Below are 22,569 nucleotides of genomic sequence, written 5' to 3' on the forward strand. Positions count from 1 at the left end.
AAGGCATGGATCTTTTTGTTGACATTAATCGAACCTTTTGGGTATTTTAGTACTCTCTTAATTTGCAATCTTTTTGAATGACATTCCGCTTGGGTAGCAATGCCCGTTTTTAGAGTTCTACATCATATGGTGAAATAATGAAAAAATATTTACTTAACAAAATCCACTTTTCTCTCACTGTTTTTTTACTGGCCCTGCTTCCCGCATTTTCCGCAGCGGCAGCAACGGCTATGCCGTCTTTTTCCCTGGAATCCGCGGCTGACGGCAAAAACATCAGCAGTGAACAGTTCAAGGGACAAGTCGTGCTTGTCACCTTTTTCGCCACCTGGTGCCCGCCCTGCCTGCAGGAAATCCCCTCCCTGATCAACCTGCAGGATGAATACGGAAAAAGCGGCTTTTCCGTGGTGGCCATTTCCGTTGATCAGGACGGCACGAAACCGGTGAAAAAAGTGATTGAAAAAACCGGGATCAACTATCCGGTGTTGATGGCTGATACACAAATCACCCGCGACTTCGGCGGCATCGTCGGCATCCCCACCTCCTTTTTGATCAACAGAGACGGCAAAATCGTCAAAAGTTATCCCGGCTATGTGGCGCACACGGTTTTTGTCGAAGACATCAAACAGATTATTCAGTAACAGGGCGGGCAAAGAGCACCGGCACAACGAAAGGGTCCTCCCGGCCGGCATGAGACTCCATTCATTTTACGGTTGACATCTTTCTGAGACCAAGTATATTTATGTGCTGTAGGGTTAATTGGGTACAACTTTTTAGATCAGAACAACATCAAAAGGAGAAAACAATGAGCAAAAAACTTTTGACTCTGGCCTTGACCGCAGCTTTCATTGCTAGCACCGCAACCTTTTCCATGGCTGCTAAAATCAAATGCACCGTTGACGGCGTTGAAGGCGACAAAGTAACCATGACCTGCGAAGGCGCCGGTGACCTGAAAGCTGGTGACAGCGTCGAAGTAAAAGCAAAGAAAGGCAAAGCAATCGAGGGTTGCTAATCACCTCTCCCGCTTACGCTATAAGAAAAAAAGACCGTTTGATCTTCGGATGAAACGGTCTTTTTTTATTTTACGGATCATACCCCTTTCATAATCCGCTGCAAATTCAGGAAATTTACACGTGAATTTACTCTATGCCGCCTTTCTTGGCATCCTTCAGGGCGCAACGGAATTTCTTCCCGTATCAAGTTCCGGTCATCTCGCTCTGGCCGAGGCCTTTTTTCATATCGAAGAAGCCGGACTGACCTTCGACATCGCGTTGCACATGGGGACGCTGATCGCCATCCTCATCTACTTCCGCCAGGATATTATCGATCTTATCCTCGCCCTTTTCGGACGCTCCGCCAGGGAGGATGCGCCGCAGCTCCAACGCATGTGTCTGTACATCTGTCTTGCCACTCTTCCGGCGGTTATTGCCGGCCTGCTCTGGGGAGATGCAGCGGAACAGTATTTACGCGGCCCCGCCACCGTCGCCTTTTCTTTGTCGGCCGCCGGTTTTTTTCTCTGGCTGGCGGAAAAAAGGGGCAGTCATCTGCGGGAGTACTCGACAATAACCATCAAAGATGCGCTTATCATCGGTTTTTCCCAGGCACTTGCCTTGATTCCCGGGGTATCGCGAAGCGGAAGCACCATGACCGCGGCTATCTTTCTCGGCCTGAACCGTTCAGCAAGCGCCCGGTTTTCCTTTCTGCTGTCCGCGCCGATCATTTTCGGTGCCGGGGTCTATAAAATTCCGGAAATTTTCAGTCAAGGGCTTGATCGAAGCGCATTTCTCTTTTATGGAACGGGGTTTTTCTCATCGGCGATTTCCGGATATTTTGTCATTGCCCTGCTCATGCGCTTTGTTCGCACAAAATCCCTGACCGTCTTTGCCTATTACCGTTTTGCCTTGTCGGCAGTGGTCGTCGTTGCCCTGCTGCTCGGCTCTTCGTAAGAGACGATGCGAAACATGCACCAACAACAGCCGTGAGGCTGCCCATTATCAATCTGATTAAAAGGTCGCACGAAAGTGGAAACAAAAAATCTGCCTGAAAAGGCAAAAGATATCCTGAAACGAATCAGAAAGGAATACAAAGTCAGCTTTGAACCCCTGCGGGTGCGGGATATCGAGCTGCAGATCCTGCAGGTAACGGACCTGGAACACCTGCTGGCCGGTCGCGACCCCTTTGCCGATGTCTCGATTTTTCCCTTCTGGGTCAAACTGTGGGAAGCGTCACTGATGCTGGCCGATATCATGGCTTCCATTCCTGTTCAACCCGGCCGGCGAGTGCTGGAGCTGGGCGCGGGTCTTGCCGCACCCGGCCTGGTTGCCGCCGCCAGGGGGTATAACGTCACCTTAAGCGATTACGAACCCCATATCCTGGATTTTGAACGGGTAAGCGCCGCGGCAAACGGCCTGACCGATGTTGATTTCAGAATCATCGACTGGAAAAACCCGCCGAAACTTGCTCCTTTTGATATCATTATCGGCGCCGAGATTCTCTTTCGCGATGAATTCTTCCAGCCGCTGCTTAACGTATTTGATACCTATCTTGCCCCGCAAGGGACCATTTACATCGCCCACGACGTCCGCCGCAAAAGTGTGCCCAAATTCCTGGAACGTGCCCAAAACACCTTCCAGATAGCCGTCAGCGCCCGCAAGATGATGTCCCAGGAAGGGGAACTGACCATCCTTGTCAACCGGTTACAAAGAAAATAGTCGCGACCTATGCCGCTTTACGAGTACGAACATAGCGACCAGAGCTGCTCCCTCGGGGTACGTTTTGAGATAAGCCAGTCTCTTTCCAGTCCAAAGCTGACCCAGTGTCCGCAATGCGGTCATCCGGTCAAACGGCTCATTTCCCTCTGCGCCATCAGCACCCCAAAGACCAACAGTGACTTAAAAAACCTCGGGTTTACCAAACTTGTGCGCCGGGACAACGGCGTCTACGAAAACGTCACCGCCACCGGCAGGGAAAGTAAAATCTGGGATGCCGGCAAACCTGAAACCATGCCTGATTTGCGCTCCAAGATCAGAGATTGAGAGGGAGCCCGTGCCATGGGACCTGACGACATCGACTGGAACAAAATGTGGCAGGAGGCCCGCCTGCGGAAAAGCTGGAAAAAAAAGGACAAAGAGGCCTGGGACAAAAGGGCGGCGGGATTTGCCGAACGGAATGTCGACTCGGATTATGCGGAAAAATTTCTTGCCCTGATGCGGCCGGAACCGGGCTGGCGAGTGCTGGATGTCGGGTGCGGGCCGGGCACCCTGGCCCTGCCTCTGGCCGCGCGGGTCACAGCGGTGACGGCCGTTGATTTCTCCGCCGCCATGCTGGCTGAACTGGAAACCCGCGCCCTGGAAAAAAACATATCCGCTATCAAAACCATTCAAGCGAGCTGGACGGATGACTGGCAAGCCCTTGCCATACCTGTCCATGATGTCGCCGTCAGCTCCCGCTCCCTGTCCGTCTTCGACCTGAAGGCCGCCCTGGAAAAACTGGACAAATGGGCCTCGCATAAGGTGTTCATTGCCGACCGGGTGGGCAACGGTCCCTTTGACCCGGACATCTTTGCCGCAATCGGCAGAAATTTCGATCCCGGACCCGACTATATTTTCACGGTGAACCTGTTGCATCAGATGGGAATTCATCCTACAATCGACTATATTGAGCTCGATCCGGTCAAAACCTTTGCGGGCAAAAAAGAAGCCCTGGCAAGCTGCCGCTGGATGCTTGACAACCTGAGCGACGAAGAGGAACGCTCGCTTGACCGCCATATCAGCCGGCGCTTGCAGCATGATGCGGCCGGCACATGGAGCCTGAGACGAAGCACCCCGATCAAATGGGCCCTGATATCCTGGGAAAAGAGAAGCAACTGATATGCGGATAATGATTGTCGGGGCCGGCCAGGTCGGCCACTACCTCTGTGAGAAACTTTCGGTTGAAGGCCAGGAAGTCGTGCTGGTGGACAGTGACGAAAGCAAGCTGCGAAAACTGGAACGGGACCTGAACATCCTGCCCATGCGGGGCAGCGGCGCATCCGCCAGGGTGCTCGAAGAGGCGGGCATCAAGCAGACCGACCTTTTCATCGCCGTCACCGACAGCGATGAAGTCAACCTCATTGCCTGCATTCTGTCCAAGCAATATAATGTAAAAAGCCGGATCGCCCGGGTACGCAACGAGGATTTTTACAGCTCCGGCGCGGCCTTGAATGAAAAGGCACTGGGCATTGATCTCCTCATCAGCCCTGATATTGCCATGGCGGAGGAAATCATGACATTAAGCCAGATTTCCAATGCCTTTGCCGTTGCCGAATTTGCCGGCGGCCAGGTGGAGCTGCTGGGCTACGAAGTTTACAAGGGCAACCCGATGGTGGGTGTCACCCTGCACCAGATGCAGTCCATGAAGCAGCGCAATAATTTCCTCATCGTCGCCATCATCCGCGACGAGGTCACGATCATTCCCTGCGGTGACGACAAGATCGAGGCAGGGGACAAGATCTTTCTCGTGGCCCAGAAAAAGGATATCGCCGAGGTTGAGTCCCTGTTCCATTTTTCCAGCCGGGCGCCCAAAAAGGTCTTTATCATCGGCGGCGGCACCATCGGGTATCAGGTGGCCAAGCGGATGGAAAGAAAGAAGGTCACGGTGAGCCTGGTGGACCGCGATGCAAAACGGTGCGAATTCCTTACCGAACAGCTGGGAAACTCAGTGGTCCTCAACTTCGACGGCCTTGACTCCCACGAACTGCTGGAGGAGGGCATTGATCAGGCGGATCTGGTCATTGCCGCCACCCACAGCGACACCACCAACATCCTGTCAAGCCTGCTGGCCAAACACCACGGCGCCCGCAAGTGCATCACCAAAATCACCCGGCCCGACTTTCTCCCCCTGCTGGGCAAGCTGGGGATTGATGTGCCCTTGAGTCCGCGGCTGGTCGCGGCCAACATGATTCTTCGTTTTGTCCGGGGCTCCGGCAATATTGTCGCGGTCGCCACTTTGCTGGGCAGTGATGCCGAGGTGATGGAGATCCTGGTAAGCGACAAGGCGAAATTTCTCGGGCTGCCCTTGAAATCGATGAAATTCCCGCGGGACGCCGTGCTTGGCGCGGTTGTCCGCAAACGCAGGGTCATTATTCCCTCCGGCGAGACGACACTGGAGGAAGGCGACAATCTGGTCGTCTTTTTTGCCAAGGATGCCATCTCCAAGGTGGAAGCCTTTTTCGAGTAACAACAGCGATGCGAACCGGCGGCGTTCTCAATATAATCGGCAAACTGCTGATTCTGATTTCCCTTTTTCTGCTGACTCCGATTCCCTTCAGCCTTTATTATCACGACGGCATGCCGCGGGTTTTTCTGCAGAGCGCACTCATCGGTGCCGCAGCAGGCGGACTCAACGTGTGGCTGTTCGCCCCGGAAAAGGACATGGGCTACCGCGACGGCTTTGCCGTTGTCGTGTTGAGCTGGCTGGGGCTCGCCTTCCTTGGTTCGCTGCCCTATTATTTCTGCGGCGCCATGCCCGCTTATGTGAACTGTTTTTTCGAATCCATGTCTGGTTTCACCACCACCGGCTCCACCATTTTAAGCACGGTCGAGGTGCTGCCGCCCAGCGTGCTTTTCTGGCGGGCCATGACCCACTGGATGGGCGGCATGGGCATTATCGTCCTTTCCCTCGCCATTCTGCCCCTGCTCGGGGTGGGCGGCACCCAGCTCTTTCAGGCGGAGATGCCCGGACCGACCAAGGATCGTCTGGCCCCGCGAATCCAGGATACCGCCCGTATCCTGTGGGCGGTTTATGTGCTTTTTACCCTGATCCAGATACTCCTGCTGCTGCTTGGCGGCATGACCTTCTTTAACGCGGTCTGCCATGCCTTTGCAACCCTGGCCACCGGCGGTTTTTCTCCCCATACGGCAAGCGCCGGGTTTTACACCTCCTCCTACATTCATTATGTGCTTATCGTCTTTATGTTTCTCGCCGGCATCAACTTTTCCCTGCACCACCGGGTCCTGATCAGCGGAAAATTATCGGACTACTGGGAAAACGAGGAGTTCCGCCTTTATTTATTCCTGATCGGCATCACCACCCTGATCATCCTGGCCGCCAATTTAGCGGCCGATGTTTACAGCGATTTCACCCTGGGTTTCCGCGACTCCCTGTTTCAGGTGGTTTCCATCTCCACCACCACCGGTTTCGGCACCGCCGACTTTGAGCAATGGCCGCCGGTCAGCAAGGTGCTGCTGCTGGCGCTGATGTTTGTCGGCGGCTGCGCCGGCTCCACCGGCGGCGGCATCAAGGTGGTCCGCATCCTCCTTTTTTTCAAATATGCCCGGCTGCAGCTGCACAGCCTGGTCCATCCCCGCTCGGTGGGCACGATCAAACTGGGCAACCAGAAGGTGCCGAAGGAAATCATGATCGCCATCCTCGGTTTTTTCGCCCTTTATGTCAGCTTTTTTTTGCTGGCCAGCCTGGTGGTAACCGCGCTCGGGGTTGATCTGGTAACCGGCATGACCGCGGTGGTCGCCACCTTGAACAATGTCGGCCCCGGACTCAATCAGGTCGGACCGGCCTGTAACTTCGGCGGCCTGCCGGACCTGGCCAAATGGGTGCTCAGCTTCTGCATGCTTGCCGGCCGCCTCGAACTGTATACGGTTGCCGTGCTTCTCTCCCCCGACTTCTGGAAGATGGCGAGAAAACCGGTCATGCGATGGCAGCTTGCCAACGGAAAATCTGCTCTGGAAAAACAATGACTCTCTATGACATCATCGTAATAGGCGCCGGGCATGCCGGTTGCGAAGCGGCACTGGCCGCCGCCCGCATGGGCTGCCGCACCGCCGTTCTCGTCATCAATGCCGACACCATCGGCGCCATGTCCTGCAATCCGGCCATCGGCGGCCTGGCCAAGGGCCATCTGGTCAAGGAAATCGACGCATTGGGCGGTGAAATGGCAAAAAACATCGACGCCACCGCCATCCAGTTTCGCCGGCTCAATACCAGCAAGGGACCGGCGGTCTGGTCTTCCCGGGCCCAGGCCGATCGGCTGCTTTACCGGCTGCGCATGAAAAAGGTGCTGGAGAACCAGCCGAATCTCGACATCAGGCAGGCCTTTGCCGACCGGCTGCTGGTGACAAACGGCAGGATCAGCGGCGTGGCCACCTCGCTGGAGGAAACACTGACCTGCCGGGCGGTGGTCATTGCCACCGGCACCTTTTTAAACGGACTGATCCATATCGGCCTCAAGTCCTTCCCGGCCGGCCGCCAGGGCGATGCCCCGTCCCTTTCCCTGGCCGACAGTCTTGCGGAACTCGGTTTTGCCATGGGCCGCATGAAAACCGGCACCACCCCCCGGCTTGACGGCAACACCATCAACTATGAGGGGCTGGAACCGCAATACAGCGACGATCCACCCAACTTTTTCTCCTATGCGACGTCCGGGGCCCCGTCACTGCCCCAGCGTCCCTGCCACATCACCTACACCAACGAACAGACCCATGCGATCATCCGGGCGGGAACCGACCGTTCCCCCATGTACACCGGCATCATCGAAGGGGTGGGGGCGCGTTACTGCCCGTCCATCGAAGACAAGGTGATGCGCTTTCCGGAAAAGATCCGTCACCAGATCTTTCTTGAGCCGGAAGGACTCGACACGGTTGAAGTCTATCCGAACGGTATTCCCACCAGTTTGCCGGTGGATGTCCAGCTGGCCATGCTGCACAGCATCAAAGGTCTGGAACAGGTGAAAATGATCCGGCCCGGCTACGCCATTGAATATGACTATGTCGATCCGCTGGAGCTGCATCCCTCCCTGGAAACAAAAAGGATCAACGGCCTGTTCCTTGCCGGCCAGATCAACGGCACCTCGGGTTACGAGGAGGCGGCGGCCCAAGGGCTGATGGCCGGCATCAACGCGGTCAAATACTGCCGCGACGAAGAACCGCTTGTTCTCGACCGCTCCCAGGCCTATACCGGCGTGCTGATTGATGATCTGGTCACCCGCGGCACCAGGGAACCCTACCGGCTCTTCACCTCCAGGGCCGAATACCGCTTGCTGCTGCGGGAAGACAATGCCGATCTGCGCTTGCGCGACATCGGCCATGATCTGGGGCTGGTGGATGACGCGGTTTATGCCGCATTCCAGCGCAAGCGCGATGCGATAAAAAGTGCCTTCGACTGGCTCACCGCCACCAAGGTCAAACCGACCGACACGGCCAATCTGCTGCTTGAGAATGCCGGTCAGGCGCCGCTCAAGCAGATGGTTTCCATGGCATCGCTGCTCCGCCGGCCGGATCTTTCCCTCCGGGATCTGGGGCCGCTCACCGGCATGAAAATCGAAGTTGATCCGGCCATCGAGCTTGAGGTGCAGCTGCAGGTCAAATACGAAGGGTACATCAAACGGCAGCAGGAGCAAGTGGACCGCTTCAAAAAGCTGGAAAACATCACCCTGCCGGAAAGCATGAACTACACCGGACTGCCGGGACTTTCCAATGAGGTGGTGGAAAAACTGAATAGAATCCAGCCGCGTTCCCTGGGTCAGGCATCGCGCATTTCCGGCATCACGCCGGCCGCCATCTCGGTGTTGCAGGTCCACCTGAAAAAAGAGGGCTTGCTGTAGCGATGTCCCATCGCGTTCATGCGCTCTGAGTGACCTCTCCCGCCCGTCACTTCGACATTTTTGTCGAGATTGACGGCAAATGTCGATGAAAAACGATTTTCCCGGAATATAGCACGCGAAACGACTGGAAAAGCGGGAAACAAGGAGGCGAAGGCGGTGGCGTGGATATTGCTTTCAATGGTTGCCATGCGGTGCCCGTACTCCAATAAAAAAGCGACAGACCGATATGAAACGTATGACACTTGCCATCCTCTGCCTGATCATCCTGGTTCCGGCCTTTTCCCGGGCGGAATCGTTCCTGCGGGGCAGGGTTCTTGACATTGACCGGCAAAAAGGGGAGATAACCGTGGTGGCGCTTGCCTGCCGGGAATGCCCGGCGGGCACCCCGGAGACGCGGGTCATCGAGCCCCAAGAAGGGAATGACGGCGGCCCGGAGGCGACCTTTATCGTGACCACTGACTTCATCCCCCCCTGTGTCGCCCCCGAGGCCATTGTGCATGTCTGGGGCGAAATGCTCCCTGACGGCGCCAACCGTTTTCAGGCAAAACGGATAACCGGTGCGGGCTGGCGCCATGACCAGGACTCCACCGGCGTGCGCTCCCGCATCCGCAAACGCTGCCTTATGCAGCAGCATCATTCCCCCGGCAGCGGAGAAAAATAGCCGTGCCCCAGTTCCCGCCGGAATCACGGGACAGCAGGGAGAACCCCTCCCTTGGCCCCTCCTGGAAAATCAACCTGCTGGTCATCGGCGGCCTGATTCTGATTGTCCTGGTCTATTCCCTCTGGCAGGTGAGCCAGCTGCGGGGCAACTTCCGGAATTACGCCGGCATGCATTCCCGGGTGGTCAGCGGCGTTATTGAGCAGAACACCAAAACCGCCATCCTGGCGGAAAACGCCCTGCAACAGACGATAAAAACATTTCTGGCCAATACCGCCCGTTTCCTTGATTATCTTGATTCGGTGGAGCCTTTTTCTTCACCCGAGCTGAACGCCTTTGCCGGAGAAACCGGGCTCACCGCCATCCTCATCGTCAACGGCGACGGCAGCAGGACCAGCACCGGCAACGCCCTGCTTTCCGCCTTCACCTGCGGCGGCGGGAAAACACGCCTTGATTACCTTGCGGATAAAAAATTATACGTCATGACCTGGCCTCGGGAGGCCGGCGGCTGCATCCTGCTCGGCTTTTCCGCCGTGCCGGTTGAAAAGCTCCATCAGCAGCTGCGCATGCCGGCCCTGCTCGAAGCCCTGTCAGCCCTGCCGGGCATCAAGTATGTGACCCTGGCCGACGAACGGGACAAGAATCCGACCGGCCAGATCGTCGAGCAGCGCATCAGGGCGGGCGGCACCGAACTGCGGGTCGGTTTCGACACGGAACAGTATACCATGCGGGTTCGTCAGATCTGGCGCAATGTGCTCATCTTCACCATGCTCCTTTCCTTTCTGGGCATCTTCTTTTCCTGGCTCCTGTACCGTTACCAGAAAACGTACCTGCACAAAATTACCGATTATGAGCGCAGACTTGCCCAGCAACGGGAAGACGCGGCCCTGGGCCGGGCCACCGCAACCATAACCCATGAAATCCGTAATCCCTTAAACGCCATCAGCATGGGGCTGCAGCGCATCGAGATCGAGGCGGACGAGCTGAGCCGGGAACACCGGGACCTGGCCGCCAGCATGCGCCAGGCGGTTAAGCGGACCGATGCCATTATCGGCGACCTGCTGCGTTACACAAAACCCATTACCATACAACCCGAGCCGGTTGATCTTGCTGCCGTGATCAGCGCCATTGCCAAACTGTACCAGCCCCAGTGCCTCGACAAGGGGATCACGATGCGGCTTGCCACCGATTTACCGACAGCCGTGGCCGGAGATTTTGAACTTCTCGGCCGCCTTTTTGAAAATATCATCAAAAACGCGGTTGAAGCGCAGCCCGCCGGCGGCGAAATTTCCCTTATCGCCGGCGAGGAGCAGGGGAAAATCGCGCGGATCATCATTGAAAACAGCAGCAGCCTGTCGCTGCCGGATGACCTCAGCCAGCTTCTTGAGCCATATTTTACCACCAAAACCAGGGGAACCGGTCTCGGCCTGCCCATTGCCCGGCGCATTGCCCAGGCCCATGGCGGTTCGCTTGCCATTGAAACCCCGGACAACAAAATTTTCCGCGCCGTCATCTCCCTGCCGCTGACCACCGGAAAAAAACAACCTGAAGAGTGATTCCATGAAGATACTTGTGGTTGATGACGAAAAAATGCAGCGGGAAACGCTGCAGGGCTTCCTGGAGAAAAAAGGATACCAGGTTTTTGCGGCGGAAAACGGCACCCATGCCCTCCAGCTTTTCTCCCTCCACCCGGTCCAGCTCGTTCTTCTTGACCATAAGATGCCGGACATGAACGGCGATGAGGTGCTGGCCCGCTTGAAGGAAATCAATCCGCTGGTGCACGCCATCATGATAACCGCCTATGGAGCGGTTGAAACCGCGGTCAAGGTGATGCGGCTCGGGGCTGACGATTTTCTCGAAAAACCGGTTGATCTGCTGGAACTGCTGGAAAAAATCGAACGGATAGAACAGCAGACCGCCATGGAGGAAGATGTCGCCGCGGTGACGGAAACCCTTGACAGCCGCGAACTGCCGCTCAAGGTCATCGGCGCGAGTCCCGCCATGCAGAACCTGCTCTCCACCGTGCAACGGGTTTCCCAGACACCGTGGACCGTGCTCATCCGAGGCGAAACAGGTACCGGCAAGGAGCTCATCGCCCATCTCATTCATCTGCTCAGCCCCCGCAGCCAGGCGCCCTTTATTGAGGTCAACTGTGCGGCGGTGCCGGAAAATCTCTTTGAGTCGGAGTTGTTCGGTCATGAAAAGGGATCTTTCACCGGTGCCACATCCAAAAGGAAAGGACGCTTCGAGCTGGCCCAGGCAGGCAGTCTTTTTCTCGACGAAGTGGGTGAGCTTCCCCTTAACCTGCAGGCCAAGCTGCTGCGGGCCTTGCAGGAAAAAAAGATCAGCCGGGTGGGCAGCGAAACCGATATCGAGGTGGACGTGCGGGTGCTGACCGCCACCAACCGTGATCTCAAAGAGCTGGCCGCTGAAGGCAAATTCCGGGAAGATCTCTATTACCGGCTTAATGTGCTGGAAATAGAAATCCCGCCCCTGCGCCGGCGCAAGGAGGACATCCCGCTGCTGGTTGATTTTTTTCTCGAGCGTTACAGCATGCGGCCGGTCCGTTTTGACCCGGAGGCCATGGCCACCCTGGTCAAGTACCCGTTTCCCGGCAATGTCCGCGAGCTTGAGCATGTTATCCAGCGCACCGTCACCATGCTCCGCGGTCCGGTGATCCGGGTGGCCGACCTGCCGGCCGAAATGCGACTCCACAAGTCGGTCGGCGAGCAGGGATCCCTTGGCGAGCGGCTGGAATCAGTGGAACAGGAGATGATTCTCGCCGCCCTGGAAAAACATGACTGGGTGCAGACCCATGCCGCCGAAGCGCTCGGCATCAGCGAACGGGTCTTGCGCTATAAGATGGGAAAATACGGGATAAAAAGAAATTGATAATTGAAAATGGAGAATTGGTAATTACGGAACAAGGCGCTCTCATTCTCAATTCTCAATTGCATCCAAAGTGCGACGAACGATCGCCGCCAGATCCTTGCGGACCACGGGCTTGTAAACAATCTCCCGGATGCCGGCCGCCTCTATTTCATCAACCGACAAGCCGGCATTATAGCCGGTGCAGAGCAGGATGGGCAGATCAGGGCGAATCTCCCGGACCTTCCCGGCCAGATCGATTCCCGTCATGGCCGGCATGGTGTAATCGGTAATCAAGAGATCAATGTCATCGGCATGCTCCGTGAAATAGGCGAGTGCCTCCCGGCTGCTTGTTCTGGCGATTACCTGATAACCGAGCAGCTCCAGCATCTGTTTGGCCACATCGACAATAAAGGCCTCGTCATCGACAAAAAGAATGCGTTCCGAACCTCCGGCAACCCTTTCATCCTCCCTCTTTTTTTCCTCCAATCCGCCGGTGTGCATCGGCAAATAAACGGCAAAGGAGCTGCCCTTGCCGATCTCGCTGTGCACGGTGACTGCACCGCCCAACCGCTGGACAATGCCGTGCACCACGGCAAGCCCCATGCCGGTTCCCTCTCCCTCCTCCTTGGTGGTGAAAAAGGGCTCAAACATGCGGTCGACAACCTCGGGGGGGATGCCGTGGCCGGTATCGCTGACGGTCAAACGGACAAAGCGGCCGGGGGTAATACCGGCATGAACCCGGGCGAAATCGGAATCAAGATCGACATCAAGAAGGGAAATGGAAAGGATGCCGCCGGTTTTCCGCATGGCATGCCCGGCGTTGGCGCAGAGGTTCATGATAATCTGATGAATGGAGGAGGGATCTGCCATCACCGCTTCGCCGGACTGAAAATTTGCCTGGATCGCGATGGTTGACGGCAGGGAGGCGGTCAGTAATTTCATGGCCTCCTTGACAAGAACCCGGAGATGGATCGGTTGCGGCTGCAAATCGGTCCTGCGGCTGAAGGTGAGGATCTGCTTGACCAGATCCCGCGCCCTGCCGGCCGCTTCAAGAATCTTGTCCAGGCTTCTCCCTGCCCGGGAATCCGGCGGCACATCAATCTTTGCTATTTCGGCAAAACCGAAAACAGCGGCAAGAATATTGTTGAAATCATGGGCAATCCCGCCGGCCAGGGTGCCGATGGCCTCCATTTTCTGGGTCTGCCTGAACATGGCCTCCACCTTGATCTGTTCCGTCACATCCCGCATGACAAAAACATAGCCCATCCGCCGGCCGCGCTGATCGACAATAGGGGAAACAGCGCTGTCGGCCTCAAATACCCGGCCGTCTTTTTTCCGGTGCGACATCCGCCCCCGCCACACGGCGCCTTCCAGCATTGTTTCCCATATCGCATCGAAAACGGGATCAGCCGCCTTGTCGGCCAGAAAGTTATATGGTTTTCCGGCCACCTCTTGCAGAGGGTAGCCGGTAATCAGGGTAAAGGCGGGATTGACATAATCGATATTGCCGTTGCCGTCGGTGATGACAATTTCCTCGGCCGCCTGCTCGATGGCCGAGGCAAGCCGCACCAGCTGCTTTTCCGCCTGCTTGCGGGCGGTGATGTCACGCACTATGGCCTGCACATAGACTTTCTCCCCCAGCCGCGGCACGGAAAGACTCACCTCGCTCTCAAATAATGTGCCGTCCTTTTTTTTGCACATCCACTCGAAAAACTGCTGTCGGCCGGACATGGCAAGCTTCATTTTGGCAACGGCTTTTGCCTGGGACAGGATGCCGTCCGGCTGTATTTCCGGCGAAAAAAGGTGCGGCGGCGAACCGATGAACTCTTGCCGGCCGGCGCCGAAAAGGAGCAGGGCTTTTTCATTGCAGTCGACGCAGACGCCGTCCTGCAGAATGACAATGGCGTCACTGGCCGAATCAAACAGGGACCGGTAGCGGTCCTCTTTCTCGCCCAGTTCGACCATGACCCGATTGCGCTCGGCGACCATGGTGTTTGCCGCCACCGCCATCTGCTGAAATTCGGCAAACTCAAGCTCCTCCGTGTCAATGGCATGCAGCCCGAAAGCGGCCCGTTCGAAAAAGGAGGTGAGCACGGCAAAATTCCTCTTGGTTTTCCTGCTGATCCAGCGGGCAATGAAAAAAGAGGTGAGGAGCAGGCCGAGCAGAACAACGAGGATGCTGATAATGTTTTCCCGCATCCGGGCATGCATGGATTTTTTTGCCGCGGCCAGGGAAAGCTCGATGTCGTCGATATATTCTCCGGCGCCCACATACCACTGCCACTCCTCGACCGGCAGTATATAACTTGTCTTCATGCCCGCAGCCTGGTTGTCAAACTTCGGCATGTCATAATAGATGTAGCCTCCCCCGGTTTCGGCAAGGTCGATGAGTTCCCGGACAACCCGCCGGGCGTCGTCGCTGCCGTTTTGCAGGACATTCTCCCCTTGCCCCGGCCCGGCCAGAATGAATCCATCCCACTGTCCGGCAAAAACATACCCCCGGCTGCCGAAACGGAGCTGACCTATCCAGTCGATCACCTCCTTTTTGATCTCCTCCTCCATATCATCGATATAGACGCCGGTGCCGATAAACCAGTCAAAGGGAGCGAAATATTTGATAAAGGATATTTTTCTGAAATCTTTTCCCTGCCGCCCCGGCTTGGTCCAGGTATAGGAATAAAATCCTTCCGCGTTCTGCCGGGCAATGGCGATCATGTCGCGAATGACATAAGCGCCGCTTGCGTCCCGCATGTCCAGGAGATTTTTTCCTTGCAACTCCGGCCTGTCAACAAAAAGCTGTTCCGTGCCGTCCAGTGATGCGGCGAAATAATACCCCTGCCCGTTGTCAAAACGGAGAGCGCGCAGGGCCTCACGGATCATGTCCCGCAGCTCGGCCGTTGTTTTCGTGTGGCGGTAGGTTTGGTGAATGTGGGTAGCGAGGGCATGGGCCTCATAAACCCGTGATTTGATGTTGGCGCGCACCCGGTCTTCGGTTTGCGATTTTTTGAAGCCGATAAATTCGGCAACATCGGCCACCTTTTTTATCAGATTATTCTTCCGTTCGGCAAGCATGGCGGCCCGCATCTCATCGGCCTGCCGGGTAAAGCCGGAATACTCCTGAAAAATCCACAAGCCTCCCAACAGCCCGATTGACAGGGCAACCAGCAGACTCATGTACAAAACAAGAGTGCGGGAAAAACTGCGGCCGGAAGAAATGGGCATGGAAGACCTTTATTCAACTTTTCTTATTTTGTGCAACAAGCTGAAATCAGTATTCAGAATGAAAGGCAAGGCAAAGAGAGCAACATCACTGTTTTTGAAATAGACTTCGTGATTCTGTCTTTCCTTATTTTTTATCTCACCTAACCGGATTTGTATATGTTTTTTGAAAAAGAGGCCGAAGCGGGATAAGGCACTCCGGCCGAGATCACCCCGTTCGGATTATGATTTTGCCAGACCTATCATGGCGGCGCCATAGGCGTTGCCCACCTCGTAATGGGCCGGGAAGACCACCTCGGTCTGCAACCTCTGGGCCACCTTGGGCAGCAGATAGCGGGCCGCGGCGCCGATGCCGACAATGGGAAGGCGGGCGGCAAAACGGAGATCGAGCATCGTGCTTTTACGGTAACCCGGGTAAAAACCGCAAAGCGTCTTGCCGGTCTCAATCTTCAGCAGGTGGTCGACAATGGCGTCCTCGATTTTCTGTTCCACCGCTTCAAGCACCCGGCGGCACAGCTCTTCCACCCCGATTCCAAGCTCCGCCGCCAGACGCATGGCCCCTTGCAGAGAGGCCTCGCGGTTGCCGAGTTGAAGCCTTTCCAGCACGTGCAGGGCATCGGTGGGGGTAAAACCCGCTTCAACAACAAGCTGGAGACGATTCAATTCCTTCAGGTGGTCAACCAGGGTGATTTCCGCCATGTCAAATTGCTGCTTGATGGTTTGCGGCGTTGCCGGCCCATGCTCCACCAGAAAGGCGAGCACCTTGTCATGCCGCGCCTCTTCCGGGCTAATATCCGGATCAGCCGCCACGCAGCGGTCCGCCAGGCCCCGACCGAGCCAGTCGGCAGGGGGCGGGATGCGGTCGGACATGGCAAGGGGCGTCACCCTGACCGAGCCGACCTTGAGATGGCCCCTTCCGTCCACCGAGGCATGACTGTCGCCGCCCGCGCCCACCGTGCTCATCTGCACCGCGTCAACATGGGTATGCCACTCGCCGATCAGGCTGCCCTCGGTATCCAGCAGGGGGTGGCCGTCCCTGATCACCGTGATATCGGTGGTGGTGCCGCCGACATCGACGATCAGGGCGTCGGGAGAAGGGGAAAAGGAAAGGCCGAACCAGGCAGTGGCCGCCGGGCCGCTGGCCACCGTCGAGGCCGCCTGTTTATGGGTTTGACTGATTTCCATGGGCGTGGCGTCACCCTTGATGATGTCCACCCGACCGGCCATGCCCAAAGCCACCAGGGAATCCTGCATGCCGGTCAAAAAATCCTCCATCACCGGCATCAATCGGGCATTGAGCACGCAGGTGGCCGCCCGTTCCTTGATTCCCGGGCGATCGCTCACCTCATGGGAACAGAAGACCGGTTTGGGATCAATCAAACTGATCGCCTTGGCCATGATCAACTCATGGGCCGGATTGACGATGCTCATGGCGGCGCAGACGGCATAGGCATCAACCAGCCCCGCCAAATTCCGCACCGAATCCACCAGGGTTTCCACCTCAAGCTTTTCCGCCTCCTCCCCGAGATGATTATGTCCCCCGCGTATGAAATTGACCGCCACCACCGGCAGCTTGAAGTGCTTCGTCGGCCCGGCCACCAAGAGCGCCACATCCGCGCCCTTGCCCTCCACCACCGCGTTGGTGGCAAGGGTGGTGGAAACGGCCACCAGTTCCACATCAACGGGACGGATGGCGGAACGGGAAAAAAGCTCGCCGAGACATCTCGATATGCCCAGGCTGAGATTATGATGGGTGGTGGGAAACTTGGCCGAGGCAACGAGCTTCTTCTCCTCTTTGTGCAGCAGAACCGCGTCCGTATAAGTACCACCCGTATCAATGCCGATTATAAATTTGCAGTCGTTCATTTTTTTGCTCTCGCGTTTATTGTTATTTCTCTTTGTCCCAACTGCCGCATTTCTTGACCCGGCGTCGGGAACATACTATGATGAATTTTATTTTCCGCAGGTTATAAAAAATAGAGAAAACAATGGCAAATTCTTTAGATACCAAAGAAGATCTTTTTGCTCAGCTCCGTGAATTCATCGACAGAATGCCAAGCCTGTCGACCACCGTGACCAAGGTCATGGAGGTGTGCAATCAGCCCAACACCTCGCCCAATGACCTCAACCGGGTCATCTCCCTTGATCCTGTCTTGACCGGTCAGGTTTTGAAGTTGATCAACTCCGCCTATTATTCCCTGCCCAACCAGGTTACCTCCCTGACCCGCGCCATTATCATGCTGGGACTCAACACCGTCAAAAACCTGGCGTTAAGCACCGCCATTCTCGGCACCCTGGGAAAAGAAAAATCCCAATGCTTTGCAATGGACACCTTCTGGACCCATTCCATCTGCGTGGGGGTTACCGCCAAGGCCATTGCCGTTGAAAAAAACATCCCGCCGACGAGCCGGGAAGAATACTTTGTTGCCGGACTGCTGCACGATCTGGGCAAGATACCTCTTTCCAACTGTTTTCCCGAAGAGTATCAACAGGCCCTGGAGCTGGCCCGCCTGCAGCGTTGCTCCCTGGTGCGGGCCGAAAAAATGATCTTTGGTTTCGACCATCGCATCACCGGCAAAATGATCGGCGAAAAATGGCAGCTCAACCAATCCATGACCTATTCCCTCACCCACCATCACAACCCGGGAACCCTGCCCGAGGAAAAACGGGAGCTCGTCGCCACCATCTCCCTCGCCAACCTCTATGCCAACATCTTTGAAATAGGCTCGGCCGGTGACCATTACCAGGAAATCCCCCTGGTGGACCAGATCCTGACCGCGGGAGGGGTGCCCTGGCCCCGCCTTTCCGCCCTGCACGCCACCGTTGAAGAGGAAATCGAAAAGGCCCAGGTCTTTCTGCAGATTGCCAGGGAATAAAGAATCCCCACCCAACCGAGGAAACAGCATGAAGGTAAAATTCTGGGGCGTCCGCGGCTCCATCCCCTGTCCCGGACCGCTCACCATGAAGTACGGCGGCAACACCCCCTGCCTTGAGGTGCGCTTTCCCGAAATCAACCGCCTCATCATCATCGATGCCGGCTCCGGCCTGCGGGAACTGGGCAATTTCATGATGAAAAACGACCTGCCCAACGGCCCGATCAAAACTGAAATATTTCTTTCCCATACCCACTGGGATCATATAATGGGTTTTCCCTTTTTTGTCCCCATTTACATTCCCGGCACCAAACTCACCGTTTACGGCCCTGTTTCCTACGAACAGGACACCCTGGAAAAAATCGTCGGCGGCCAGCTCACCTACCGTTACTTTCCGGTACGGGGAGAGGAACTGGGCGCCGCCATCAAGTACATCGACCTCAAGGAAGGACGGTATAACCTGGGTGACGGCATCAAACTGGCCACCAAATATCTCAACCACCCCATTCTCTGCCTGGGCTACCGCTTTGAACACCGGGGCAAGGTCTTCTGCACCGCCTATGACACGGAGCCCTTCCGCAACATATTCGTCACCGACCCCTCCGACCCCTCCTATGATGAGGCAATGGCCCGGGAAGGCGAGCTGGCCGCCCTGGACCAGAACGCGGTGGTGGAAAATTTCGTTGCCGGAGCCGACCTGCTGGTCTATGACTGCCAGTACACCAAGGCCGAGTATGACGCGGGCAAGGCGGGCTGGGGTCACTCTTTTTTCGAATATGTCTGCCCCATGGCGGCCCGCAACAACGTCAAGAATCTGGCCCTTTTTCATCATGAACCCATGCGTACCGATGAGCAGATGGATGAACTGGCTAAAACCTATTGCGGCAAAGGCAAATTCGGTTCCACCAATATCTTTTTCGCCCGGGAGGGCGATGAGATCACCCTGTAGGTCACATCGCTCCGCCCATCAGTGAATACGCATGCCCGAGGAAGACAAGCTGACAACAATCCAGGGCACACTGGAACGCATCACCTTTCACAACGAGGAAAACGGCTATACCGTGGCCCGCTTGCAAGCGGTGAATGCGGGCGCTGACCTGACCACCATTGTCGGCCGTTTTTCCGGGGTGCCGGTGGGCTCCACCCTCTCCCTTTCCGGCTGGTGGACGAACGACAGCAGGCACGGCCGCCAGTTCAAGGTCGAGCATTACGCCCTGGAAAAACCAAACACCGTAAACGGAATTGAACGCTATCTCGGCTCCGGGCTGGTCCGGGGAGTCGGCCCCGGCTTTGCCGCGCGCATCGTCAAGAAATTCGGCCTGGAAACCCTGGATATCCTGGACAAAGCGCCGGAACGGCTGCGTGAGGTGCAGGGGTTGGGAGAAAAAAGAATCTCCCGGATCTCAACCGCCTGGCAGGAACAGAAAAATATCCATGAAATCATGGTTTTTCTACAGGGACACAATATTTCCGCCGCCTTTGCCGTAAAAATTTTCAAAACATATGGGACCATGGCTTTGCAGGTCGTGGCGAACAACCCCTACCGCCTGGCCGAAGACATCCGGGGCATCGGCTTCAAAAGCGCCGACGGCATTGCCCTGTCCATGGGCATTCCCCTGCACGACAGCAGACGGGCGCGGGCGGCTCTGCTTTTTGTTCTCCATGAGGCGTCAGGCAACGGCCACTGCTACCTGCCGCAGTCCGAGCTTCTCTCGCAATGTCGGACGCTGCTTGACCCGGACGGGGATCTCGGAGATCTCTCCGCAATGATTTGTGGTGAAATGGCGCGCCTCGAAGCAGATGGAAAAATCGCCCGGGACCAAGGGTGCATTTATCCGGCCCCGCTGTATTACGCCGAACAGGGCGTTGCCTCAAGTCTTGCCCGGCTCTCCAGGCCTTGTCGTTCGGTTTCTTCCGCTGAGCTTGACAAATCGCTTGCCTGGGCGGCAAAAAAAATGGCTGTCACCCTTGCCCCGGAACAGCAGCAGGCCCTGAAAACCGCCCTGGAGAACCGGGTGACGATCATCACCGGCGGCCCGGGTACCGGCAAAAGCACCATTCTCAAGGGCCTGCTCCTCATCCTTGCCGAAAGCAATGTGCGGATCGATCTCGCCGCGCCAACCGGACGAGCGGCCAAAAGACTGGGAGAAACATGCGGCCGCGAGGCCCGGACCATCCACCGGCTGCTCGAATATGACCCGTCCCTGCGTGGTTTTCGAAGAGGCGACGACAATCCCCTGGAGTCAGATCTGGTTGTCGTGGATGAAGCCTCGATGATGGACATTGTCCTGGCCAATTCACTTTTCAAGGCCATTTCCCCCGGAGCGTCCCTGCTGCTGGTCGGCGACGTGGACCAGCTGCCGTCGGTGGGCCCGGGAAACGTGCTGCGGGACTGTATCGACTCCGGCGTTTTCCCTCTGGTGCGCCTTAGCAGAATCTATCGCCAGAGTGAAGGCTCACTCATCAGCGTCAATGCCGGCCGCATAAACCGCGGCGAATTTCTCGAACTGCTGCCCGACTATCATGGGGACAAGGATTTTTATTTCATCAAACGGGATGACCCGCTGGAGATCGCCGCCGAAATCAGCAGCCTCTGCGCCGGCAGGTTGTGGAAAAAATACGGATTTGACCCGTTGCGCGACATCCAGGTGCTGACCCCGATGCGCAAGGGGGTTATCGGCTGCGACAATCTGAATCAGACCCTGCAGCAGGTCTGCAATCCGGGCACGAGCCACGAGCCGTCTCCCGAGCGGATGAGCCGCCTGCGGCCAGGGGACAAGGTAATGCAGATCCGCAACAACTACGACAAGGAGGTCTTTAACGGCGACATCGGCTTTGTTGTCGAAAAAAACAGCGAGGACCAGCCAATTGTCATCGACTTTGACGGCCGGGAAGTGGCATACGAAAAAAGCGACCTGGCTGAAATCGAGCTTGCCTATGCCGTTACGGTGCACAAATCGCAAGGTTCGGAATTCAAATGCGTCATTGTGCCGGTGCATACCGTTCATTACCCGCTGCTCCAAAGAAATCTCCTGTACACCGCCATCACCCGCGGCAAAAACCTGGTCATCGTCATCGGCAGCCCGAAAGCCATAGCCTTCGCCATCAGAAACAACAGCATCGAGCAGCGCAACAGCAGGCTGAAGGAAAGATTGGCAACATAAAGGAGTCAGAACATGGTCATCAGCGATGAAGTCAAATTTCCCCGCCCTGCCCGTATCGACACCGGTGAATCGCCCCTCACCATCCGGGAAATCGCCGGCATTAATCCTGTCCTGCCCATCAATCAATATCAAAAAAAATGGCGGCGAGGCGAGAACAGACCCTATGTCGAGGGAGTGGAAGCACATCTGACCGATGAGGCGGAAAGAGACCTGCAACTGCTGGTGAGCCAGGTCAACCGGAACCTGGAAAAGGCGGGGATCGCCATCCATCTCGGCCTGGTCAGGGAAGAGGGGGGCTATGCCCTGGACATTTATGACTGCACGAACGGTCTGGTCTGCCGGATTGTACGGGACGAAGCGATCCATATCAGCGATCTCCCCTCGATGCTGAAAAACCTGCAACAGGAAGCCGGCATCATGATCGATATCAAGGTATAGGCCAATCATTTTTTTTCATTGAAAATTAAAAATAAATGTGATAACCAAGGCTTTCAGAATATGAATGGTCATTCATCTTTTAGGTATCATTACTGAGAAGACAGGTTTTTATGGGAACAAAACTGACACAACTGCTGCAGGAAAAAAGGGCCGACATCCTGGAAAAATGGGAAAACAGCGTGCTGAGCTGTTACGGCCCGGACGCGATGCGCATTTTCAAAACGCAGCAGAACCAGTTCGCCAACCCCATCGGCCACAAGACACGATTGGGATTGGCCGAACTGTACGATGTGCTCTGCGACCCGGGTGAAGAAGCGGTATACACCCCGGATCTGCAGGAGTACATCAAGGTCAAAGCCGTACAGAAAGTTTCAGCTTCGGATGCCGTTTCCTTTGTTTTCAAATTGAGAGAGCTCGTGCGGGAACAACTGGGCAAAAAGGGTATGACCGAATCATATAAAGAGTGGCTGGCATTTGATGCCAGGATCGACGCGGCCGCGCTGGCAATATTCGACATGTTCGTGAACAGCAGGGAACAAGTGTACCTGGTACGGATAAACGAATTCAAGCAGAATCGCTATCTCCTCACCGATGGTACCATCTGTCCCTCCAAGCTCATGCGAAAAGACAATAAATTGCCGAACGCGATCGCCGATCCCGGAGAAATTTCCACCCAAGGGAACGGTGCCGGTTGTGGACTGCCTGCAGGTAAAAGCGCAGGCTGAAATTGAGGCTCCGCATGATGCCGTTGCA

The 22,569-nt window shown here is 56.2% G+C and carries 19 protein-coding genes; 17 read left to right on the top strand and 2 right to left on the bottom strand.

Translation table 11 applies throughout. The features are described 5' to 3' along the window. Positions 1–137: 137 nt before the first annotated feature. The 12 genes from BM485_16420 (at position 138) to BM485_16475 (ending at position 12,143) form a co-directional block, all read left to right on the top strand. Complete coding sequence (locus tag BM485_16420) at positions 138–638, top strand: cytochrome c biogenesis protein (TlpA) (protein OKY73859.1); 501 nt, start codon at positions 138–140, stop codon at positions 636–638. Between the two features lie 164 nt (positions 639–802). Further along, the gene (locus BM485_16425) at positions 803–1,009 is read left to right on the top strand and encodes a hypothetical protein (GenBank protein OKY73860.1); all 207 of its coding nucleotides are present in this window, start codon (positions 803–805) and stop codon (positions 1,007–1,009) included. A gap of 121 nt (positions 1,010–1,130) precedes the next feature. Next, positions 1,131–1,943 (top strand): undecaprenyl-diphosphatase UppP, encoded by an 813-nt coding sequence (locus tag BM485_16430; protein ID OKY73861.1) that lies wholly within the window; start codon positions 1,131–1,133, stop codon positions 1,941–1,943. Between the two features lie 75 nt (positions 1,944–2,018). Continuing rightward, entirely contained in the window at positions 2,019–2,708 is a 690-nt protein-coding gene (locus BM485_16435; protein ID OKY73862.1) for a methyltransferase, read from the top strand. 9 nt (positions 2,709–2,717) lie between these two features. Beyond that, positions 2,718–3,032 (top strand): transcriptional regulator, encoded by a 315-nt coding sequence (locus BM485_16440; GenBank protein ID OKY73863.1) that lies wholly within the window; start codon positions 2,718–2,720, stop codon positions 3,030–3,032. Positions 3,033–3,047: 15 nt separating this feature from the next. Further along, a complete protein-coding gene (locus BM485_16445) occupies positions 3,048–3,866 on the top strand; it encodes a hypothetical protein (protein OKY73864.1) in 819 nt (272 codons plus the stop codon). A gap of 1 nt (position 3,867) precedes the next feature. Next, positions 3,868–5,214: a Trk system potassium transport protein TrkA gene (locus BM485_16450; protein OKY73865.1), complete on the top strand. Its 1,347-nt coding sequence runs from the start codon at positions 3,868–3,870 to the stop codon at positions 5,212–5,214. A gap of 8 nt (positions 5,215–5,222) precedes the next feature. Then, entirely contained in the window at positions 5,223–6,731 is a 1,509-nt protein-coding gene (locus BM485_16455; protein OKY73866.1) for a potassium transporter, read from the top strand. Beyond that, positions 6,728–8,593, top strand: coding sequence for a tRNA uridine-5-carboxymethylaminomethyl(34) synthesis enzyme MnmG (locus BM485_16460; protein OKY73867.1), 1,866 nt, complete (start codon positions 6,728–6,730; stop codon positions 8,591–8,593). The genes BM485_16455 and BM485_16460 overlap by 4 nt, the downstream gene beginning before the upstream one ends. 226 nt (positions 8,594–8,819) lie before the next feature. Next, entirely contained in the window at positions 8,820–9,254 is a 435-nt protein-coding gene (locus BM485_16465; GenBank protein OKY73868.1) for a hypothetical protein, read from the top strand. Between the two features lie 2 nt (positions 9,255–9,256). Beyond that, positions 9,257–10,807 (top strand): hypothetical protein, encoded by a 1,551-nt coding sequence (locus BM485_16470; GenBank protein ID OKY73869.1) that lies wholly within the window; start codon positions 9,257–9,259, stop codon positions 10,805–10,807. Positions 10,808–10,811: 4 nt separating this feature from the next. Then, entirely contained in the window at positions 10,812–12,143 is a 1,332-nt protein-coding gene (locus tag BM485_16475) for a two-component system response regulator (GenBank protein OKY73870.1), read from the top strand. 48 nt (positions 12,144–12,191) lie between these two features. Here the strand turns inward: BM485_16475 and BM485_16480 are convergent, their stop codons facing one another. Continuing rightward, complete coding sequence (locus tag BM485_16480) at positions 12,192–15,296, bottom strand: hypothetical protein (protein OKY73871.1); 3,105 nt, start codon at positions 15,294–15,296, stop codon at positions 12,192–12,194. A 267-nt stretch (positions 15,297–15,563) separates the two neighbouring features. Further along, positions 15,564–17,207 (bottom strand): hypothetical protein, encoded by a 1,644-nt coding sequence (locus BM485_16485; GenBank protein OKY73872.1) that lies wholly within the window; start codon positions 17,205–17,207, stop codon positions 15,564–15,566. 122 nt (positions 17,208–17,329) lie between these two features. Here BM485_16485 and BM485_16490 point away from each other — a divergent pair, with 122 nt between their 5' ends. From BM485_16490 to BM485_16510, 5 genes are all read left to right on the top strand, one after another. After that, positions 17,330–18,217, top strand: coding sequence for a metal-dependent phosphohydrolase (locus BM485_16490; protein ID OKY73873.1), 888 nt, complete (start codon positions 17,330–17,332; stop codon positions 18,215–18,217). A 28-nt stretch (positions 18,218–18,245) separates the two neighbouring features. Next, positions 18,246–19,163, top strand: a complete 918-nt coding sequence (locus tag BM485_16495; GenBank protein OKY73874.1) for an MBL fold metallo-hydrolase — start codon at positions 18,246–18,248, stop codon at positions 19,161–19,163. A 31-nt stretch (positions 19,164–19,194) separates the two neighbouring features. Beyond that, positions 19,195–21,378 (top strand): hypothetical protein, encoded by a 2,184-nt coding sequence (locus BM485_16500; protein ID OKY73875.1) that lies wholly within the window; start codon positions 19,195–19,197, stop codon positions 21,376–21,378. A gap of 12 nt (positions 21,379–21,390) precedes the next feature. Then, positions 21,391–21,816 (top strand): hypothetical protein, encoded by a 426-nt coding sequence (locus BM485_16505; protein OKY73876.1) that lies wholly within the window; start codon positions 21,391–21,393, stop codon positions 21,814–21,816. Between the two features lie 110 nt (positions 21,817–21,926). Then, complete coding sequence (locus BM485_16510) at positions 21,927–22,541, top strand: hypothetical protein (GenBank protein ID OKY73877.1); 615 nt, start codon at positions 21,927–21,929, stop codon at positions 22,539–22,541. Positions 22,542–22,569 lie beyond the last annotated feature (28 nt).

It is taken from the genome of Desulfobulbaceae bacterium DB1 (assembly GCA_001914235.1).
Taxonomy (GTDB): Bacteria; Desulfobacterota; Desulfobulbia; order Desulfobulbales; family SURF-16; genus DB1.

Bases quoted from the DNA above. Each gene is read 5' to 3' on its own strand.
- BM485_16420 (OKY73859.1), top strand. From the start codon at position 138: ATGAAAAAATATTTACTTAACAAAATCCACTTTTCTCTCACTGTTTTT.
- BM485_16425 (OKY73860.1), top strand. From the start codon at position 803: ATGAGCAAAAAACTTTTGACTCTGGCCTTGACCGCAGCTTTCATTGCT.
- BM485_16440 (OKY73863.1), top strand. From the start codon at position 2,718: ATGCCGCTTTACGAGTACGAACATAGCGACCAGAGCTGCTCCCTCGGG.
- BM485_16445 (OKY73864.1), top strand. From the start codon at position 3,048: ATGGGACCTGACGACATCGACTGGAACAAAATGTGGCAGGAGGCCCGC.
- BM485_16450 (OKY73865.1), top strand. From the start codon at position 3,868: ATGCGGATAATGATTGTCGGGGCCGGCCAGGTCGGCCACTACCTCTGT.
- BM485_16455 (OKY73866.1), top strand. From the start codon at position 5,223: ATGCGAACCGGCGGCGTTCTCAATATAATCGGCAAACTGCTGATTCTG.
- BM485_16460 (OKY73867.1), top strand. From the start codon at position 6,728: ATGACTCTCTATGACATCATCGTAATAGGCGCCGGGCATGCCGGTTGC.
- BM485_16465 (OKY73868.1), top strand. From the start codon at position 8,820: ATGAAACGTATGACACTTGCCATCCTCTGCCTGATCATCCTGGTTCCG.
- BM485_16475 (OKY73870.1), top strand. From the start codon at position 10,812: ATGAAGATACTTGTGGTTGATGACGAAAAAATGCAGCGGGAAACGCTG.
- BM485_16480 (OKY73871.1), bottom strand. From the start codon at position 15,296: ATGAGTCTGCTGGTTGCCCTGTCAATCGGGCTGTTGGGAGGCTTGTGG.
- BM485_16485 (OKY73872.1), bottom strand. From the start codon at position 17,207: ATGAACGACTGCAAATTTATAATCGGCATTGATACGGGTGGTACTTAT.
- BM485_16490 (OKY73873.1), top strand. From the start codon at position 17,330: ATGGCAAATTCTTTAGATACCAAAGAAGATCTTTTTGCTCAGCTCCGT.
- BM485_16495 (OKY73874.1), top strand. From the start codon at position 18,246: ATGAAGGTAAAATTCTGGGGCGTCCGCGGCTCCATCCCCTGTCCCGGA.
- BM485_16500 (OKY73875.1), top strand. From the start codon at position 19,195: ATGCCCGAGGAAGACAAGCTGACAACAATCCAGGGCACACTGGAACGC.
- BM485_16505 (OKY73876.1), top strand. From the start codon at position 21,391: ATGGTCATCAGCGATGAAGTCAAATTTCCCCGCCCTGCCCGTATCGAC.
- BM485_16510 (OKY73877.1), top strand. From the start codon at position 21,927: ATGGGAACAAAACTGACACAACTGCTGCAGGAAAAAAGGGCCGACATC.